Here is an 18,685-nt window from a genome sequence, read left to right on the forward strand (position 1 = left end):
CGCTCAGGCGGAGGCGAGCACCTTGACGATGCGCTGCAACGAGACGCTCTCGCTCGGGCGCAGGTCCTGTGCGAACAGGCTGAGGCGGAACTCCTCGATCATCCAGCGGGCGCGGACGAGCGCAGGAGGCGCGGTGTCGGAGGGCGGGAACGTCCCGCCCGCGGCCTCGTACCGCTCGGTCGCCTGCTGCACCTCGCTCAGCCAGACGCGGTCCCGCCCGGGGTTCTCGAGCAGCTTCGCCGTGCGCTTCGTGATGCCCACGAGGTACACCGGCACGCGCTGCAGCTGCTGGAGCCCGGTCTGCGACACGAAGCCCGGACGGATCAGCCGGTCGCGTTGCTGGCGCATGTCGGTCAACGCGGCGAGGAGGGTCATCGACGTGGCACCCTTCATCGCCTTGTCGGCGTCGCGGGCGGCGGTCAGCGTGCGGGCGACGAGCGAGACGGTCTGGAACATCTGGTCCATCACGGCCCCCGACACCCGGTCGCGCGTCGAGAGGAACTCCTTCTTGGTCATCACCATGCCGTCGGGCTTCACCCGGAACAGCACGTCGTCGACGACGGCCACGAGGCAGTCCGCGAAGAGCGCCGACGTGTTCTGGTACGGACTCGTCGCCAGGATGAGCTTCTCGGCGCTCGTCAGGTGCTGCTGCACGTAGGCCACGGGCGACGGGGTCGCCAGCATCAGCAGGCGCCGCACGCCCTTCGGGGTCGCGAGGGCCTGGTCGGCGGGCGTCGCCATCAACGTGATCGAGACCGAGTCGCCGTGGTCGACCAGGGCCGGGTAGGCGCGGATGACGGTGTCGCCGTGGCGGGTGTCGACGACGGCGGGGAGCTCGTCGAAGTCCCACGACGTCAGGCCCTCGCGCTCGATCGAGCTCGTGGGGCGAGGCGCGACGGGCGTGGTGTCGCCACCCGCGCCTCCTCGTCCGCGACCCCGGCCGCGGCCGCGTTCGTCGCGCCCGCCGCCCTGCGTGACGCGGGCGACGCTGTCGCGCGTGGCGTCGCGCAACCGATGCTGCAGCGCGTCCAGGTCTTTGTCGGCACCGACCGTGCGGCCCCGCTCGTCGACCACCGCGTACGTGACCCGCAGGTGGGCGGGCACGCGGTGCAGGTCGAAGTCGTCGGTCGTGACGGGCGTGTAGGTGAGCTTCTTGATCGCCGCGGCCACGGTCGCCGTGAACGGCTCGTCGACGTCGGCGGGCGGTGCGTCGGGCAGCTCGTCGGTGATCTTCGACGCCCAGTCGGCGGCGGGGACCACGTTCTTGCGGATCTGCTTCGGCAACGACTTGATCAGCGACGTGACCAGCTCGTCGCGCAGCCCCGGCACCTGCCAGTCGAACCCGACCGGACGGAGGCGCGGCAACAGGGGTAGCGGGACGATCACGGTCACGCCGTCGTCGTCGGCCCCCGGCTCGAACTTGTAGCGCAGAGTCAACGTCTGGTCGCCCTGCTGCCACGTGCTCGGGAAGCCCTGTTCGTCGACGTCGGGTTCGTCGTCCCCGAGCAGGTCGGCGGCGGTCATGGTGAGCAGGTCGGGGGTGTCGACCTTGGCCTTGCGCCACCAGCCCTCGAAGTCGCGCATGCTGGCGACGTCGGCCGGGATGCGCCGTTGGAAGAACTCGAACGCGGCGTCGCCGTCGACCAGGATGTCGCGGCGGCGGGTGCGCTCTTCGACCTCGGTCAGCTCGCGGATCAGCTGCTGGTTCTTCTGCTCGAAGGCCTGGTGCCCCTCCCAGTCGCCCTCGACGAGCGCGTGCCGGATGAACAGTTCGCGGGCGTAGGCGGGGTCGATGCGGGAGAACTGGATGCGCCGTCGCTCGACGATGGGCACGCCGTAGAGCGTGACGCGCTCGTAGGCGACGACGGCCCCCTGCTTCTTCTCCCAGTGGGGCTCGCCGTAGCTGCGCTTCACCAGGTCGGGTGCGAGCGGTTCGGCCCAGGCCGGGTCGATCGAGCCGGCGACCCGGGCGAACAGGCGGCTGGTCTCGACCAGTTCGGCGGTCATCACGGCCGCCGGCGGCTTCTTCGCGAGGCTGCTGCCCGGGAAGATCAGGAACCTCGTCTGGCGGGCGCCGACGAAGTCCTTCTTCTGCGGGTCGAACAGGCCGATCTGGCTGAGTAGGCCGGCCAGCAGGCTGCGGTGCACGCCGTCGGGGTTCGCGCTGCGCTCGCCGACGTGCAGCCCGAGGGGACGGGCTGCGCGGGTGAGTTGGCGGTAGACGTCCTGCCACTCGCGGATGCGCAGGTAGTTGAGGAACTCGTCCCGGCAGAGACGCTTGAAGGCGTTGCCGCTGAGCTCTCTCTGCTTGTCCTCGAGGTACTCGAACAGGTTGAGCAGGGTGAGGAAGTCGCCCTTGGGGTCTCGGAAGCGCGAGTGCTTCTCGTCGGCCTGGGCGCGTCGCTCGAGGGGGCGCTCGCGGGGGTCCTGGATGCTCAGCGCCGAAACGATGGCGAGCACCTCGCGCGTCGTGCCCTGCGTCTTCGACTCGACGACCATGCGGGCGAGGCGCGGATCGATCGGCAGCCGGGTGAGCTGTTTGCCGACACGCGTGATCTGGCCGCCCTGGGTGACGGCGCCGAGCTCGCGCAGCAGGTCGAGGCCGTCCTTGATGCCGCGGGAGTCGGGCGGCTGCAGGAAGGGGAAGGCGGCGATGTCGCCGAGGTTCAGCGAGATCATCTGCAGGATGACCGCGGCGAGGTTGGTCCGCAGGATCTCGGGCTCGGTGAACTCGGGACGCTTCTCGAAGTCGGTCTCGCTGTAGAGGCGGATCGCGATGCCGCTGCTCGTGCGACCGGAGCGACCGGACCGCTGGTTGGCGCTCGCCTGCGAGATGGCCTCGATCGGCAGGCGCTGCACCTTGGCCCGGGTCGAGTAGCGGCTGATGCGGGCCGTGCCGGCGTCGATCACGTACTTGATGCCGGGCACGGTGAGGCTGGTCTCGGCGACGTTGGTCGCGAGGACGATGCGCCTGCGGGTGCCGGCGGTCGTGCTGGGCTGGAAGACGCGGTGCTGGTCGGCGGCGCTCAGTCGGCCGTAGAGGGGCAGCACCTCGGTGTGCGGCAGGTTGCGGCCGCGGATGCTCTCTTCGGCGTCGCGGATCTCGTTCTCGCCGCTGAGGAAGACCAGGACGTCGCCGCTCGACTCGCGCGCGAGTTCGTCGAGGGCCTCGTTGATGCCCTGGAGGTAGTCCTTGTCGTCGGCACGCTGCCTGCGGTCGCCGGTCCGCGCCTCCTGCCGGTCGCCCTGCCGACCCGAGGGGCGGTCGTCGTCGTCGTCGTCGAGGTCGCCGTCGTCGTCGCTCGTGGTGTCGTCGGCGACGAGCGGTCGGTAGCGGACCTCGACCGGGTAGGTGCGACCCGAGACCTCGACGATGGGCGCGTCGCCGAAGTGCTTCGAGAACGACTCGGGGTCGATCGTGGCGCTGGTGATGATCAGCTTGAGGTCGGGGCGGCGGGGCAGCAGCTGCTTGAGGTAGCCGAGCAGGAAGTCGATGGTGAGGCTGCGCTCGTGGGCCTCGTCGATGATGATCGTGTCGTAGCGTTCGAGCTCGCGGTCGAAGTGGATCTCGTTGAGCAGGATGCCGTCGGTCATCAGCTTGATCTGGGTGTCGGCGCCGACCTTGTCGGTGAAGCGCACCTGGTACCCGACCACGCCGCCGACCTCGTCGCCGAGTTCTTCGGCGATGCGTTCGCTGATCGTGCGGGCCGCGATGCGTCGCGGCTGGGTGTGGCCGATCTTGGTGCGACCGAGCTCGAGGCAGATCTTGGGCAGCTGGGTCGTCTTGCCCGAGCCGGTGGCGCCGGCGACGATGACGACCTGGTTGTCACGGATCGCCGCGGCGATGTCGTCGCGTCTCTGGCTGACCGGCAGCTCGGCGGGATACGTGATGGTGGGGATCATGAGCCCTCCATCGTAAGCCGCCCGGGCTGGGCGGGGGGCGCGCCGGTCGTGTCGCCCCCGACGGCGTCTCCGCGTCGGTCCTGCACAGGTCCGGTGGGGGACGAGGAGGCGCGGGTCGGCGAGCCGTCATCGTCGCCTCATGCAGACACGTCTTTCGCTTCGCACCCGCACCCGCACCCGCACCTGTACCCGCCGTCGTGCTCGGCCGCTGCGAGACGCTCCCGGCGGAGGTCCGGCCGTCCCTCCGACGACCTGGCACCTCACTTTCGCTGATCCGGTACGTACCGGATCGAGGAGTGCTGATCCGGTACGTACCGGATCAGGGAAACCGGGAAGACCGCAGGAGCCGTGCGTGTGGCGCCGGGCGGACGGTCGGCGGGGCGGACGACCCACGGCAGCGGGTCACCGGCCGTGAGCAAGCGCGCGATGGACCCCCTCGCCGTCTTGGCGCACCCGGCCCGGCAGTACCTCGTCCACCTGCTCTGCACCGGCGAGACGACCTCGGGCGACCTCGCGACCATGGCGTACGACTCGTACGGCATCGGCTGGTCGTCGGTCTCCGAGCACCTGTCCGTCCTGCACGACTCGGGATTCGTCGACCTCCTGGTCGACGGCCCGCGGCGCTGGTATCGGCTGCGGGACGACTGGTGGGACCGCGTCGACGACTCGCTCGCCGAGTTGCGCACGGCCTGGCGCGAGCACGCCCCCACCCGCGAGCTCGGCTTCGGCGCCGACGTCTTCCCGGCCCGAGCCCGGCGGGGCATGCTCCCCGCACCCGGTGACGCCTTCGCCGGGCAGAGCCATGCCCGGCGGTCGACCGCCCGGGGGCGACGAGGCAAGAACCAGAGCGAACTGGGCGTCGGACGCAGCCACTGGTCCGAGTACGCCGACGGCAGCTACGGCCTCGAGTGACCGAGTGCAGGAGGCGCGGGCTGGGCGGGTCGTCGGGCGTCGCGTCGTAGGATCGCGGCAGACTGCACGTCGACGGAGACGGAGAGACACAGATGTCATCAGCACCCAGCCCCCGAGGCCACGCCACCGCGTCGGTCGCGGCCATCCTGGCCGAGTCGGCCGCCCGCCACCCCGACGACGTCGCCGTCATCGTCGGGCCCACCTCGACCACCTACGCCGAGCTGTGGCAGCAGACGCTGGCCTACGCCGGCGCCCTCCGCGCCCGGGGCGTCGGCCCCGGGGACCGGGTCGCCATGCTCGTCCCGAACGTGGCCGACTTCCCGCGGGTCTACTACGCGACGCTCGCGCTCGGCGCGGTCGCCGTGCCCGTCCACGCCCTGCTCAAGCGCCACGAGATCGAGTACGTGCTGCGCGACAGCGGCTCCCGCCTGCTCGTCTGCGCCGCGCCGCTGCTCGGCGAAGGAGGTGCGGGAGGGCAGCTGGCCGGGGTCGACGTCCTCACCGTGCTCGCGCCTCCTGCCGGTGGCGCCGCAGACGCGGCAGGCGCAGCGGGCGCCGCCGAGCCCGCCCCCGCGCCCGACCGCCTGGAAGACCTCGCCTCGGCCGCCGAACCGCTCGACACCTACGTTCCCCGCGACCCCTTCGACACCGCCACGATCCTCTACACGAGCGGCACGACCGGCCAGCCCAAGGGCGCCGAGGGGTCGCACCTCGCGCTGATCGAGCAGGTCAACACCAACCTGATGACGACGTTCGACATGCACCGGGGCGACGTGCTGCTCGGTGCGCTGCCGCTGTTCCACACCTTCGGGCAGACCTGCACGATGAACACCGGGTTCCGGGTCGGCGCGACCATCGTCATGCTGCCGAAGTTCGACGGAGACGCGGCGCTCGCCGCGATGGTCGAGCACGGCTGCGAGGTGTTCATGGGCGTGCCCACGATGTACATGGCCCTCATCGCCGCCGCCACCCGCAGCGAGGCGCGTCCGCCGCTGCGCTACGCCGTCTCGGGCGGGGCGTCCCTGCCTCTCGCGGTGCTCGAGAAGTTCCAGCAGGTGTACGACGCACCGATCCACGAGGGTTACGGCCTGACCGAGACCTCGCCCGTCGCCACCTTCAACCACGTCGGGGTACCGCCGCGGCCCGGCACCATCGGCACACCGATCTGGGGCGTCGACGTCGAGATCGCCGACCAGCACGTCGAGGACTCGATCGTGCTGCTGCCGCACGGCGAGATCGGCGAGCTCGTCATCCGCGGCCACAACCTGATGAACGGCTACCTCAACCGTCCCGACGACACCGCGAAGGCGATCGTCGACGGCTGGTTCCGCACGGGCGACCTCGGCACGAAGGACGACGACGGCTACCTGACGATCGTCGACCGCACGAAGGACATGATCATCCGCAACGGCTACAACGTGTACCCGCGGCAGGTCGAAGAGGTCCTCGCACTGCACCCCGACGTCACGATGGCGGCCGTCTTCGGCGTACCGCACGAGCTGCACGGGCAAGAGATCGAGGCGGCCGTCGTCCTGCGCGACGGCGCCACGGCCACCCCCGACGAGCTGGTCGCGTTCGTCGCCGACGAGATCGCGGCCTACAAGTTCCCCCGCATCGTCCACGTCCTCGAGGCCCTGCCCCTCGGCCCCAGCGGCAAGGTGCTCAAGCGCGAGCTCGTCGACCGTTTCGGGACCCCGCAGGAGGCGCGCTCGGGCAGCTGACGCCCGGTCACGTCGACCCCGGGCCCCTCCCGGTCGGGAGTGCCCTCCACCTAGAGTGGAGCCTCGACGATCGTGTCGGGGCCCCGGCCGCGCACGACCGGCCCGTCCCGGCGGGCCCGTCTCATCACGAAGGAGTGACATGAGCGACACCATCACCGCACCCGCCCCGGCCGCCTCCGACGGCCCCGAGATCCACAAGGGCCTGGCCGGCGTCACGGTCGACCGGACGGCGGTCTCGAAGGTCGACGCGGCCAGCAACTCCCTGCTCTACCGTGGCTATCCGGTGCAGCAGCTCGCCGCCGAGCGGGACGTCGAAGACGTCGCCTGGCTGCTGCTGCACGGCGAGCTGCCCACCGCCGACGAGCGGCGCGACTTCGACGCCGAACTCCGCGCGCACCGCGCGCTCGCCCCCGGGCTGCAGCACCTCATCGACCTGATCCCGACCTCGGCCCACCCGATGGACGTCGTGCGCACCGCGGTCAGCGCCATCGGGGCCGCCCGGCCCGAACCGACGACGGGTGCGGGTGCCTACGACGTCGCCGACACGCGTCGACTCGCCACGCACCTGTTCGCCGTGCTGCCCGCCGTGATCGCCTACGACCAGCGGCGCCGCCACGACCTGCCGCCGGTGCCGCCGCGCGACGACCTCGGCTACAGCGCCGACTTCCTGCACCAGGTGTTCGACCGCGAGCCCGATGCGCTCGACGTCGAGGCGTTCGACACCTCGATGACCCTCTACGCCGAGCACTCGTTCAACGCCTCGACCTTCACGGCGCGGGTGATCGCCTCGACGCTGTCCGACCTGCACTCGTCGATCGTCGGCGCGATCGGCGCCCTCAAGGGCCCGTTGCACGGCGGTGCCAACGAGGCCGCGCTCGAGCTGCTCGACCGCGTCGGACCGGCCGACGGCGCGGTGGCCTGGCTCGACGACGCGTTCGCCCGCAAGGAGAAGATCATGGGCTTCGGCCACCGGGTCTACAAGAACGGCGACAGCCGGGTGCCCACGATGGAGGACGCCCTCGGCCGCCTCGTCGACCGGGCCCGCGAGCAGGGCGACGATCGGGTCGACGGGCTCAAGGAGACCTACGACGTCGTCGCCGCGACGGTGTTCGAACGCAAGGGCCTGAAGCCCAACGTCGACTACCCGTCCGGGCTGGCGTACCACCTGATGGGCTTCGAGACCCCGGTCTTCACGCCGCTCTTCGTCGCGTCGCGCGTCCTCGGCTGGAGCGCCCACGTCATCGAGCAGCGCGAGGCCAACTCGCTGATCCGTCCCCTCAGCGAGTACGACGGTGCACCCCTGAGGGACGTCCCCGCGCGCTGACGCCTACCGTGGCCCGCATGCCGAACCAGCTGCGAGACGCCGTCAGCCCCTACCTCAGGTCGCACGCCGACAACCCGGTCGAGTGGCGCGCCTGGGGGCCGGGGCCGTTCGCCGAGGCCGCCGAGCGAGACGTGCCCGTGATGGTCTCGATCGGCTACTCGACCTGCCACTGGTGCCACGTCATGGCGCGCGAGAGCTTCTCCGACCCCGAGGTCGCGGCGCAGCTCTCGGCCGGATTCGTCTCGGTCAAGGTCGACCGCGAGGAGCACCCCGACGTCGACTCGAGCTACCTCGCCGCCGCCTCCGCCTTCACCGAGGGGCTCGGCTGGCCGCTGACCGTCTTCGTCACGCCCGAGGGTCGGCCCTTCTACGCCGGCACGTACTTCCCGCCGGTGCCCGTGCAGGGTCGGCCGTCGTTCCGACAGGTGCTCGACGCCGTCACCGACGCCTGGACCACCAGGCGGACCGAGGTCGACGCGACCGCGTCGGCGGTGCAGGAGGCGCTGGCCGCGGGGCCCGCGTCGGTCACCGGCACCGCGCCTCCTGGTCCCGGTGCCGGGGTCGCCCTGCCGGGGCGCCCCGAGCTGGCCCACGCCGTCGCCCGCCTCGCGGCCCACGAGGACCGCGAGCACGGCGGCTTCGGCGGGGCCCCGAAGTTCCCAACGGCGCCGGCCCAGCTGGCGTTGCTCGCCCTCGGCGCCGGGGGAGACGACGGTGCACTCGAACTCGTGTCGCGGACGCTCACGCGGATGGCCGCGTCGCCGCTGCGCGACCCGGTCGAGGGCGGGTTCTTCCGGTACGCGGTCCGGCGCGACTGGTCCGAGCCGCACTACGAGCGCATGCTCTACGACAACGCCCAGCTGCTGCTCGCCTACTCGCGGCTGGCGGTGCTCGACGCGGGCCCGGACGCTGCTGCGGCCCCGGGTGCCGATGCCACGTCGGGCACCGCGCCGACGTCGGCAACTCAGGAGATCGACACGCATCCGGCCCGGATCGCCGCCGGGGTCGCCGATTTCCTGAGTTCCCGACTGCGCACGGCCGACGGGGCCTTCGGCTCGGCGCAGGACAGCGAGAGCACGATCGACGGCGTCCGCGACGAGGGCGGCTACTACCGACGGGACGCCGCGGGCCGAGCCGCCCTCGACCCGCCGCCCGTCGACGACAAGGTGCTCACGGGCTGGAACGGCTTGGCGATCGCGGCGCTCGCCGAGGCGGGGGCGCGACACGTCCGGCCCGAGTGGGTCGAGACGGCGCGGGGCGCGGCCGACCTGCTGCTCGCACGTCACGTGACGGACGACGGCCGGCTGTTGCGCGCCTCCGTGGGGTCGACCGTGTCGGACGCCGTGGCGACCCTCGAGGACCACGGCCTCTTCGCGTCCGGCCTGCTGGCCCTCTCCCTGGCGACGAGCGAGGCCCGGTACGCGGTCGCCGCCCGGTCGTTCGTCGACGCCTGCCTGCTCGACGACGCCGACCCGAGGATCGTCGCGGCGCCCTCGGGCGGTGACCCGGTGTTGGTCTCGCAGGGTGTGGCCCTGTCGAGCGACCCGAGCGAGGGAGCCTACCCGTCGGGACGCAGTGCGGTCGCGGCGGCCGCGCTCACGCTGCACCAGCTCACCGGGGAGGCGCGCTACCGGTCCGTCGCCGAGCGGCTCGCCGCCGAGGTGGCCGGTTCGGCCCTCGACAACCCGCTCGCGTACGGCGCCGCCTTCGGGCTGCTCGTCGAGCTCGAGGCCCCGCTGACGCAGCTGGTCGTGGTCGAGCCGTCACGGGCGGACCGCGCCGACGGTGACCTCGCCCGGCGGGCGCGGGGTCTCGTCCGCCCCGGGAGCGTCGTCGCCGTGCTGGACGAGGAGGCGCTGGTCGCGTTCGAGCACGCGGGCTTCGAGTTGTTCGCGGGTCGCTCGGCCCCCGGGCGCGTGCCCACCGCGTACCTCTGCCGCGACTTCGTCTGCCGACTGCCGGTCACGACCGTCGACGACCTCGACGGGCTGCTGCTCGAGGGCTGACCGCCCGATCGCGTCGGGCGGCGTCTCGGGCGGGGGACGCCCGGAGGACGCCCGGAGGCTCAGGCGGCGGCGGGCAGGAGCGGTGCCGCCGGATCGGCGACCCACTCGGAGAGCGAGCCGTCGTAGACCGAGACGCCGGACCGTCCGAGGACCGCGAGGGCGAGAGCGTCGACGCTGGCCGAGACGCCCGTGGCGCAGTAGACGACCGTGCGGGGCTCGTCGGGGACGACGGCGAGGCGGTCGTGGAGCACGGGGTCGCGGGCCAGCGTGCCGTCGTCGGCCAGCAGGGTCTCGGCCGGCACGTTGACGCTGCCGGGGATGTGCCCGGAACGGGGCAGCCGGCTCGACGTCCCGTCGAACTCGTCGCGGGGCGAGCAGGAGACGAGGGCCGCTCGTTCGTCACCGGCGAGGACGGACTCGACGAAGGCCTTGTCGACCCAGTGCTCGGGGCGTTCGGTCGCGGCGAACCGTGCCGGCACGGGGTCGGTGCGACCCAGGTCGTAGGGCTTGCCGTGGGCGAGCCACTGCGACCACCCGCCGTCGAGCACCGCCACGGCGTCGTGCCCGTAGGCGTGGAACAGCCACCACAGGCGGGACGCCCAGCGGCCGTCGACGGTGTCGTAGACCACGACGGTGCTGTCGTTCGAGACGCCGAGGGCGGCGACCGCGGCCTGGAAGCGCGCGGCGCCGGGACGGGTGAAGGGCAGGCCGGAGTCGGGGTCGCTGAACTCCGCGACCAGATCGGCCAGGACCGCCCCGGGGACGTGCCCGTCGCGCTCGAACCCGTCACGACCGGTGGCGTAGGCGACGGACTCGTGGTCGGCGTCGCCGTCGAGTCCGAGGTCGACGAGCACGGTCGCGTCGACGATCGTCAGGTCGTCGGCGCCGAGGTGGTCGGCCAACCACTGCGCCGAGACGACGGGTGAGGTGAGGACTGGGGCCATGCGGGCCACGGTAACGCCCACCGGTGACATCGCCCAGTGAGTCCGCAATGAAGCGTCACAGGGTCTGCGGCGCAGCCACCCCGAGCGGGTGGACGGGCCCGGCCGGTCGTCTCAGCGACCGGCCTTCTTCGCGGTGATCACGCCGGTGTCGAAGCCCATCAGGTTCAGCCCGCCGTTGAACCGGGCGTGCTCGACCTTCATGCAGCGGTCCATCACGACGGTGAGCCCCTGCTCTTCGCCGTGGCGGGCGGCCTCTTCGTGGTAGATGCCCAACTGCACCCAGATGGTCTTCGCCCCGATCGCGAGCACCTCGTCGACCACCGACGGGATGTCGGCGGCCTTGCGGAACACGTCGACGATGTCGGGCACTTCGGGCAGCGACGCCAGGTCGGGGTAGGCCTTCTGACCGAGGATCGTGTCGGCGCGGGGGTTCACGAAGTAGACGCGCAGGTCGGTCGACTGCTGCAGGTACGTGCCGACGAACGAGCTCGACCGGCTCGGGTTCGGCGAGGCGCCGACGACGGCGACGCTCTTCGCCGACCGCAGGATGGCCTGGCGCTCGCGGGCGGACGGCCCGACCCAGGTGCGCTGCGACTTGAGCAGCTTGGCGAGGGGGGACGACGAGGGCAGCTCGCAGGTCAGCCCGTTGGTCAGCTGCGTGGTGACGGTGTCGGTCACGTCGGCTCACTCGCCTTTCGTCGCCGCGGCCAGCGCCTGGTCGAGGTCGTGGATGATGTCGTCGGGGTCTTCGATGCCGACGCTGATGCGCACCGAGCCGGGCAGCACGCCCGCGTCGACGAGCTGCTGCTCGCTGAGCTGGGCGTGGGTGGTCGAGCCCGGGTGGATGACGAGCGTCTTCGCGTCGCCGATGTTGGCGAGGTGGCTGGCGAGCTCGACCGACTCGATGAAGGTCTTGCCGGCCGGACGGCCGCCCTTCAGTTCGAAGGTGAAGACCGAGCCGGGCCCCTTCGGCAGGTACTTCGCCGCACGGTCGTGGTGGGGGTGCCCGGGCAACCCGGCCCACCGCACGCGCTCGATGCGCGGGTCGGCGTCGAGCCACTCCGCGACCTGACGGGCGTTGTCGACGTGGGCCTGCATGCGGAACGGCAGGGTCTCGACGCCCTGGGCGAGCAGGAAGGCCGAGTGCGGAGCGAGGGCCGGCCCGATGTCGCGCAGCTGCTCGGCGCGCAACCGGGTGAGGAAGGCGTACTCGCCGAAGTTGCCCGACCAGTTCAGCCCGCCGTAGCTCGGCACGGGCTGGTCGAAGAGCGGGAAGCGCTCGCTGTCCCAGTCGAAGCGGCCGGACTCGACGACGACGCCGCCGAGCGTCGTGCCGTGCCCGCCGAGGAACTTCGTGGCCGAGTGCACGACGACGTCGGCACCCCACTCGATCGGCCGGTTGAGGTAGGGGGTGGCGATGGTCGAGTCGACGATCAGCGGCAGGCCGTGCGCGTGGGCGACGTCGGCGAGGCCCTCGAGGTCGGCGACCTCGCCGGACGGGTTCGCGACGGTCTCGACGAACAGCAGCTTCGTCTCGGGGCGGATCGCGGCGGCGTAGTCCGCCGGGTCGGAGGACTGCACGAAGGTCGTCTCGACGCCGAAGCGACGCAGGGTGACGTCGAGCTGGGTGATCGACCCGCCGTAGAGGTTCGCGCTGGCGACGATGTGGTCGCCCGCGCCGGCCAGCGAGGCGAAGGTGACGAACTGGGCGCTGAGCCCGCTCGCGGTGGCGACGGCACCGAGGCCCCCCTCGAGGCTGGCGACGCGCTCCTCGAAGGAGGCGGTGGTCGGGTTGGCGAGGCGGCTGTAGATGTTGCCGTACTTCTGCAGGGCGAACCGCGCCGCGGCGTCGTCGGTGTCGTCGAACACGAAGGCGCTGGTCTGGTAGATGGGCAGCGCCCGCGCTCCCGTCGCCGCGTCGGGGATGTTGCCCGCGTGGATCGCCCGCGTGCGGAAGCCGTACTCACGATCTGCCATGCCCCCACGCTAGCCGCTGGGCGTCACGCGGGGACCCGGGACGTCACACGGCGGAACACGGCCGACCCGCGCCTCCTGCGGGGGAGGAGTCGTCGGTCAGCCGCGGGCCACGACCCGCGCGTAGACCTCGAGCGCGTCGTCGACGTGCTGCGCCGCGCGGTCGCGCTCGGCCACCATGACGGCGCTCGCCGCGCCGACGGCGTCCGGTTCGCGCACCAGCCGACGGACCTCGTCGACGATGCCCTCGACGTCGGGCGTCGGGGTCACGAATCCGCCACCGGGCGGCACCACCTCGGCGAGGTCGGGGTCGCAGTACAGGACGGGCAGTCCCGTCGCCATCGCCTCGAGCATGACCATGGGCTGGTTGTCGAAGTCGACCGAGCTCGAGACGAGCAGGTGGCTGCGGCGCATGGCGGCGAGCACTTCGGCGTGCGGCACGGCTCCGTGCAGCGTCACGGGCCCGCCCAGCCGCTCGAGCGCCCGCCGCTCGGGGCCGTCGCCGTAGACGTCGACCCGCACGGCCGACCCGAGTCGGCGCGCTGCCTCGACCAGCGCTGCGGGCCTCTTCTCACGCGAGAGTCGCCCCACCCAGACGACGGTCACCGTCTCGCCGGGGACGAGGAGGCGCGGCGCGGGTTCGCCGATCGCCGCCAGCACCGAGGGCTGGAGTCCGTTCGAGGACACGCTGACCGGGGTCGTCACGCCCTGGTCGACGAGCTTGCGCGCGAAGTGGGCGGAGGGGACGAAGACGTGGGCGCTCGCCCGGGACTGGGCGAGCATGAGCCGCCACATCCGGCGGGCCGAGACGGTCGCCGTGTAGGGCGAACCGGGCTCGACCCGGAGCCCCCGCCGGCTCACGTGCCGCGCGTGGAGGGCGCCGAGCAGGGCCGTGGTCACCGAGGGCAGGGGCAGCGCGTGAGCCGTGTAGACGTCGACGCGGCCGTGCATCGTGTGGACGACGGGCAGACCGAGCGACCGGGCCGCCGTGATGGCACCGAGCGCGGCGAACATCTCGGAGTGCGTGTGCACCACCTCGATGCGGCGTTCGACGAACTCGCGGCGCAGCCGGTCGGCGACGCGGCGCGGCGACCAGGCGAACGGGTAGCCGTCGGGGCGGAACCACCTCGCCACCTGCAGCGCGACCACCCGGGCGTCGTCGGACGGCGCGGCAAGCGGGCAGAAGACCGTGACCTCGTGACCGGCTGCCGTGAGGGCCTCGGCGAGCGCCTTCACCGCGGTCTGCACCCCGCCGAGCGTGGGCGGGTAGTAGTCGGTCACGAGGGCGATGCGCACGGTCCGATCCTAGGGACCGATCCGTCTAGCATTCGGGCATGGACTCCTACCTCGTTACCGGTGCCAGTGGGTTCGTGGGGGGTCACGTCGTCCGCGACCTGCGCCGCCGCGGCCACGACGTCGTCGCGGCAGGCCGTCGGGCCGACCGTCTGCCGAGCGGGGGCGAGACCTTCGTGGGCGACCTCGACGACCTGGCCCGCGCCTCCCACCGGGTCGACGTCGTCGTGCACTGCGCGGCGCTCTCGTCGCCGTGGGGTCGCCGGGCCGAGTTCGAGCACGCCAACGTGACCGGCACCGCCCGGGTGCTGGACTTCGCCCGGCGGGTGGGCACGCGGCGTCTCGTGCACCTGTCGTCGCCGGGGATATACGCGGCTCCCCGCGACCGGGTGGGCATCCGCGAGGACGAGGTCGACGCGCGACGCCCCATGAACGAGTACATCCGCTCGAAGCTCGCGGCCGAGGAGTTGTTGTCGGCCGCCGCCGACCGGTCGGACGCGCCCGAGATCGTCGTCCTCCGGCCGAGGGGCATCGTCGGGCCGGGCGACCCGAGCCTCGTCCCGCGGCTGCTGCGCGTCCACGCCCGGGTCGGGGTGCCGCTGATGCGGGGCGGACGCGGGCTCGTCGACCTGACGTCGGTCGAGAACGTCGCGCTCGCCGTCCGGCTGGCGGCCACGGCCGAGGGGGTGCACGGCGAGGCGTTCAACGTCACGAACGGCGACCCCCGGCCGTTCGGCGAGGTCCTCGAGCAGCTGCTGCGCGGTCTCGGCTTGCCCCTGCGGGGCCGTCCCGTCCCGGCGCGGGCCGCCTACGCCCTCGCCGGCGCGCTCGAGGGCGTCTGCTCGGTGCTGCCGGGGCGCCCCGAGCCACCGATGACCCGGTACACCGTCACGACCATCGCGCACTCGCAGACCCTCGACATCTCGAAGGCGCGGCGACTGCTCGGCTACGAGCCCGAGGTCACCCTCGACGAGAGCCTCGCGGGGTACGCGCGTGCCTGACGCCGCCGCGCCCGGGGCCGACGTGCCCGACCCGTCCGACCCGACGACGACCCGCCTCGAGTACTTCGCCTGCGGCGAGACCAGCCACGACATGGGCCTGCTGACCCGCGGTGGCGTCCGGGGGCGACGGGTCTTCCCGTCGGGGGCGTTCCTCTGGACGTCCGCCACCCGGCGGGTCCTCTTCGACACCGGCTACGCCCCGCTGCCCTGGCGGGCCGGGCCCGCGGCCTGGGCCTACCGGCGCCTCCTGCCGCCGACCGTGCCCGCCGGCGCCACGATCGCCGAGCAGGTCGACCCCGCCACGGTCACCCACGTCGTGCTGTCGCACCTGCACCCCGACCACGTCGGCGGCCTGCGGTCCTTCCCGCACGCGACGCTCGTCCTCAGCGAGGGAGTGGCCCGCACCCTGGGCAGGCCGCGGCTGCGCGACGGCGTGCTGCGGCGGCTGCTGCCCGACGGGTTCGACGTCGGCCGGGCGACGGTCGTGTCGGACTTCGTCGACGGGCCGTTCGGGCTGCGCGTCGCCGATCCCTTCGCCGACGACCGCTACCTGCTCGTCGACCTGCCGGGCCACGCCCGGGGCCACCTGGGAGCCCTCGTCGAGGGGCGGGTCGTGCTCGCCGGCGACGCGGCCTGGGGACGTGACCTGCTGGGCCACGAGGCCCGCCTCCGTGCCGTGCCCCGCCTGGTGGCCCACGACGGTGCCGCGCAGGCCCGCACGGCCCGGTCGCTCCTGGCGGCCGAACGGTCCGGCGCGCGGCTGCTGCTCGCCCACGATCCGCATCCGACCCGGACGGACCTACTCTGAGGAGCGCACCGGCGGGGGTCCGGCGCGCGTCGACACGAGGGGGACGACCATGAAGAACTGCCAGATCGCCGGTTGGGGCACCTATCTGCCCGACGAGGTGGTGACCTTCGGGGCACAGACCCGGTACCGGGTCGCCGACCACACCTCGCAGCTCGACATGCTCGCGTCGGCGGCCGAGCAGGCCCTCGAGCGCGCGGGCCTCCGCCCGGACGACGTCGACTGCGTCATCGCGGCCTGCGCCGCCGGCGTCCAGCCCATCCCGTGCACCGCCGCACTGGTCATGGAGCGCGTCGCTCCGGGTGCCGCGGCCGCGGCGTTCGACGTCAACTCGACCTGCACCAGCTTCGTCACGGCCGTCGACGTCGCCTCCCGCTACCTGGCCGACGGCGAGTACGAGAACGTGCTGATCGTCTCGGGCGACGTCGGCTCGAGGTTCCTCGACCCCGGCCAACGCGAGAGCTTCGAGCTGTTCTCGGACGCGGCGGCCGCCGTGGTCCTCACCCGCGGCGCCGACGACCCCGAGGGGCCGGGCGTGATCGCGAGCCTCCAGCGCACCTGGCCGGCGCACGCGCACGACACCGAGCTCCGCGGCGGGCTGTCGCGGCACCCGGCGCAGGCGTACGCCGACGGCGACCCGAGGGACTACCTCTTCGACATGAACGGCCGGCGGGCGCTGATGGGGATGCTGGCCGTGCTGCCGGGCTTCTTCGCGGCGTTCTTCGAGAAGGCCGGCCTCGGCCTCGACGACGTCGACCTCGTCGTGCCGCACCAGGCGAGCGGAGCGCTGGGCATCGCCATGCGACGACTCGGCATGGCACCCGGGACGTACGTCGACGCCGTGGCCGAGTACGGCAACATGGTCTCGGCGTCGGTGCCGTACACCCTGGCCCGCTGTCTCGACGACGGCCGCCTGGGTCGTGGCGACACCGTCCTGCTCTGCGGCACGGCGGCCGGTCTCACGGCGAACGCGCTCGCCCTGCGGCTCTAGGCGACGGCCCCGGCTGCGACGACGGCAGCGGCGACGACGGTCGCGACGGTCGGGGCCCCGGCGGCTACTTCCAGCTGGGGATCCAGTAGTGCAACCGGATGAACTCCCAGTCCTCGAGCTGCCCCGTCCACAGCGGGTAGAAGAACACCGACACGACGACGGCGACCACGACGACGATCGCCGTGACACCGATCCCGCTCAGTCGACGGGACCGATCGTCGGTGCGTCCACCGAGGACGATGCCGAGCACCGCGGCCAGACCGAGCACGAGGTAGGGCTCGAAGGCGATCGTGTAGAACTGGAACACCGTCCGGTCGGTGAACGCGAGCCACGGCAGGTAGGCCGCCGCGACGCCGACGAGGATCGCCCCGTAGCGCCATTCGCGGTACCGCACCACGCGATAGACGAGGTAGAGGCAGGCCGCGACCGCCGCGTACCAGATCAGCGGGTTCGCGACCGAGGTGATCGCCTCGCCGCACCGGGCCACGTCGCATCCGCCCTGGCCCTCGTCGAACCCCTGGTAGTACATGCTCGTCGGTCGCAGCATCAGCAACCAAGTGAGCGGGTTCGCCTGGTACGCGTGGGGGGTGTGCAGGCCGACGTTGAACCCGTAGACGCCTGCCTGGTAGTGCCAGAAGTTCTGGACGACGTCGGGCACCCACGCCAGGGCGCCCGTCCACCGGGCGCCGCCGTCCTCGACCCAGCTGCGGTAGTAGCCGCCCGACGTCACGAACCAGCCGGTCCAGCTCGCCAGGTAGGCCACCACGGCGACGGGGACGGTCAGCAGGAAGCTCACCGGTGCCTGCTTGAAGAGCGTGCCCGACAGCCAGAACTCCACGCCGGCCCGGCGGCGCGCCACCATGTCGACCACCACCGTGTAGACCGCGAAGAACGCCAGGAAGTACAGGCCGTTCCACTTGACGGCCGTCGCCAGGCCGCACATCAGCCCGGCCGTCACCAGCCAGGGACGCGCCCAGAGGGCAGGACCCCAGGCGATGTCGCGACCGGCACCGCGCCTCCTCGCCCGCCAGGCCTCGAGTCGCCGGGCGCTCTGCCGGCGGTCGAGCAGCACCGCCCCGAAGGCCAGCAGGCCGAAGAACATCACGAAGTTGTCGAGCAGGGCCACCCGCGACATGACGATCGCGTGCCCGTCGATCGCGAGGAAGAACCCCGCCAGCGTGCCGAGCAGCGTCGATCGCAGCAGCAGCGACCCGATGACCGCGACCAGGGCGACCGCGAGGATGCCCACGACGGCCGTGCTGATGCGCCAGCTCGCCGGGTTCTCGGGGCCGACCACCGCCATGCCGAGGCCGATCAGCCACTTGCCGAGGGGCGGGTGGGCGACGAACGACGGTGCGGCGAGGAACCCGTCGACCCCGCCGGCGGCGAAGGTCGGGTCGTAGTCGGCCGGCCACGACCCCTCGTAGCCCAAGTTGAACAGTGACCAGGCGTCCTTGACGTAGTAGGTCTCGTCGAACACGAGCGTCGCGGGCGAGTTCAGATGCCACAGCCGCAGCGCCGCGGCCAGCAGCGTGACCGCGAGGGGGCCCGCCCAGCCCCAGACGCGCCTCCTGACCGGGGTGCGCAGCACGCGTCCCCACCAGGCGTCGAGCCGGGTCTGGGGAGCCGCTCGGGTGTGGGCCGCCGTCGTGTCGTCGACAGACGTGCCGACGGGCGTCACGGCCGCCTGGCCGACGAGCGGACCGGACGGCACCGGGGCCGGCTCGCCGGCCACCGGACGGGCAGGAGGCGCGGTGTCGGTCTCGACGAGCGCGTCGAATTCGCGCTCGGGCCCGGTCGTCATCGGGCCA

Annotated in this window: 13 protein-coding genes; 7 read left to right on the top strand and 6 right to left on the bottom strand. The window is 72.6% G+C overall.

Going from position 1 to position 18,685, the window contains the following annotated elements; all coding sequences use genetic code 11:
- Positions 1-3: 3 nt before the first annotated feature.
- Positions 4-3,903 carry an ATP-dependent RNA helicase HrpA gene (gene hrpA / locus BIV04_RS13900; protein ID WP_071256973.1) on the bottom strand — a complete coding sequence of 1,300 codons (3,900 nt, stop codon included), beginning with the start codon at positions 3,901-3,903 and terminating at the stop codon, positions 4-6.
- Positions 3,904-4,314: 411 nt separating this feature from the next.
- On the opposite strand from hrpA, the gene BIV04_RS13905 reads away from it, so the two are divergent.
- The 4 genes from BIV04_RS13905 (at position 4,315) to BIV04_RS13920 (ending at position 9,866) form a co-directional block, all read left to right on the top strand.
- The gene (locus BIV04_RS13905) at positions 4,315-4,815 is read left to right on the top strand and encodes a helix-turn-helix transcriptional regulator (RefSeq protein WP_071256975.1); all 501 of its coding nucleotides are present in this window, start codon (positions 4,315-4,317) and stop codon (positions 4,813-4,815) included.
- Between the two features lie 92 nt (positions 4,816-4,907).
- Entirely contained in the window at positions 4,908-6,536 is a 1,629-nt protein-coding gene (locus BIV04_RS13910) for a long-chain fatty acid--CoA ligase (protein WP_071256978.1), read from the top strand.
- A gap of 139 nt (positions 6,537-6,675) precedes the next feature.
- Entirely contained in the window at positions 6,676-7,860 is a 1,185-nt protein-coding gene (locus BIV04_RS13915; protein ID WP_071256980.1) for a bifunctional 2-methylcitrate synthase/citrate synthase, read from the top strand.
- Positions 7,861-7,877: 17 nt separating this feature from the next.
- On the top strand, positions 7,878-9,866 hold the full coding sequence (locus BIV04_RS13920; protein WP_071256981.1) for a thioredoxin domain-containing protein: 1,989 nt from the start codon (positions 7,878-7,880) through the stop codon (positions 9,864-9,866).
- Between the two features lie 59 nt (positions 9,867-9,925).
- Here BIV04_RS13920 and BIV04_RS13925 read toward each other — a convergent pair whose 3' ends face one another.
- The 4 genes from BIV04_RS13925 to BIV04_RS13940 all read right to left on the bottom strand — a co-directional run bounded on the left by BIV04_RS13925 (position 9,926) and on the right by BIV04_RS13940 (position 14,080).
- Positions 9,926-10,810, bottom strand: a complete 885-nt coding sequence (locus BIV04_RS13925) for a sulfurtransferase (RefSeq protein WP_071256982.1) — start codon at positions 10,808-10,810, stop codon at positions 9,926-9,928.
- A 111-nt stretch (positions 10,811-10,921) separates the two neighbouring features.
- Positions 10,922-11,452, bottom strand: coding sequence for a CoA-binding protein (locus tag BIV04_RS13930; RefSeq protein WP_369825328.1), 531 nt, complete (start codon positions 11,450-11,452; stop codon positions 10,922-10,924).
- A gap of 42 nt (positions 11,453-11,494) precedes the next feature.
- A complete protein-coding gene (locus BIV04_RS13935) occupies positions 11,495-12,787 on the bottom strand; it encodes an O-acetylhomoserine aminocarboxypropyltransferase/cysteine synthase family protein (protein WP_056261918.1) in 1,293 nt (430 codons plus the stop codon).
- 96 nt (positions 12,788-12,883) lie between these two features.
- Entirely contained in the window at positions 12,884-14,080 is a 1,197-nt protein-coding gene (locus tag BIV04_RS13940; RefSeq protein WP_071256984.1) for a glycosyltransferase, read from the bottom strand.
- A gap of 38 nt (positions 14,081-14,118) precedes the next feature.
- Between BIV04_RS13940 and BIV04_RS13945 the strand changes: the two genes are divergently transcribed.
- Genes BIV04_RS13945 through BIV04_RS13955 form a run of 3 tightly spaced genes read left to right on the top strand, consistent with a single transcriptional unit; the run spans position 14,119 to position 16,874 of the window.
- The gene (locus BIV04_RS13945; RefSeq protein WP_071256985.1) at positions 14,119-15,078 is read left to right on the top strand and encodes an NAD(P)-dependent oxidoreductase; all 960 of its coding nucleotides are present in this window, start codon (positions 14,119-14,121) and stop codon (positions 15,076-15,078) included.
- Positions 15,071-15,886, top strand: coding sequence for an MBL fold metallo-hydrolase (locus BIV04_RS13950; protein ID WP_071256986.1), 816 nt, complete (start codon positions 15,071-15,073; stop codon positions 15,884-15,886). The genes BIV04_RS13945 and BIV04_RS13950 overlap by 8 nt, the downstream gene beginning before the upstream one ends.
- Before the next feature lie 49 nt (positions 15,887-15,935).
- On the top strand, positions 15,936-16,874 hold the full coding sequence (locus tag BIV04_RS13955) for a 3-oxoacyl-[acyl-carrier-protein] synthase III C-terminal domain-containing protein (RefSeq protein ID WP_071256987.1): 939 nt from the start codon (positions 15,936-15,938) through the stop codon (positions 16,872-16,874).
- A gap of 64 nt (positions 16,875-16,938) precedes the next feature.
- Here BIV04_RS13955 and BIV04_RS13960 read toward each other — a convergent pair whose 3' ends face one another.
- Positions 16,939-18,678: a dolichyl-phosphate-mannose--protein mannosyltransferase gene (locus BIV04_RS13960; RefSeq protein WP_083396479.1), complete on the bottom strand. Its 1,740-nt coding sequence runs from the start codon at positions 18,676-18,678 to the stop codon at positions 16,939-16,941.
- Between the last annotated feature and the right edge of the window lie 7 nt (positions 18,679-18,685).

The sequence above is a fragment of the Frigoribacterium sp. MCBA15_019 genome (assembly GCF_001864945.1).
Lineage (GTDB): Bacteria > Actinomycetota > Actinomycetes > Actinomycetales > Microbacteriaceae > Frigoribacterium.

Bases quoted from the DNA above. Each gene is read 5' to 3' on its own strand.
- BIV04_RS13960 (WP_083396479.1), bottom strand. From the start codon at position 18,678: ATGACGACCGGGCCCGAGCGCGAATTCGACGCGCTCGTCGAGACCGAC.
- hrpA (WP_071256973.1), bottom strand. From the start codon at position 3,903: ATGATCCCCACCATCACGTATCCCGCCGAGCTGCCGGTCAGCCAGAGA.
- BIV04_RS13935 (WP_056261918.1), bottom strand. From the start codon at position 12,787: ATGGCAGATCGTGAGTACGGCTTCCGCACGCGGGCGATCCACGCGGGC.
- BIV04_RS13910 (WP_071256978.1), top strand. From the start codon at position 4,908: ATGTCATCAGCACCCAGCCCCCGAGGCCACGCCACCGCGTCGGTCGCG.
- BIV04_RS13915 (WP_071256980.1), top strand. From the start codon at position 6,676: ATGAGCGACACCATCACCGCACCCGCCCCGGCCGCCTCCGACGGCCCC.
- BIV04_RS13945 (WP_071256985.1), top strand. From the start codon at position 14,119: ATGGACTCCTACCTCGTTACCGGTGCCAGTGGGTTCGTGGGGGGTCAC.
- BIV04_RS13925 (WP_071256982.1), bottom strand. From the start codon at position 10,810: ATGGCCCCAGTCCTCACCTCACCCGTCGTCTCGGCGCAGTGGTTGGCC.
- BIV04_RS13955 (WP_071256987.1), top strand. From the start codon at position 15,936: ATGAAGAACTGCCAGATCGCCGGTTGGGGCACCTATCTGCCCGACGAG.
- BIV04_RS13920 (WP_071256981.1), top strand. From the start codon at position 7,878: ATGCCGAACCAGCTGCGAGACGCCGTCAGCCCCTACCTCAGGTCGCAC.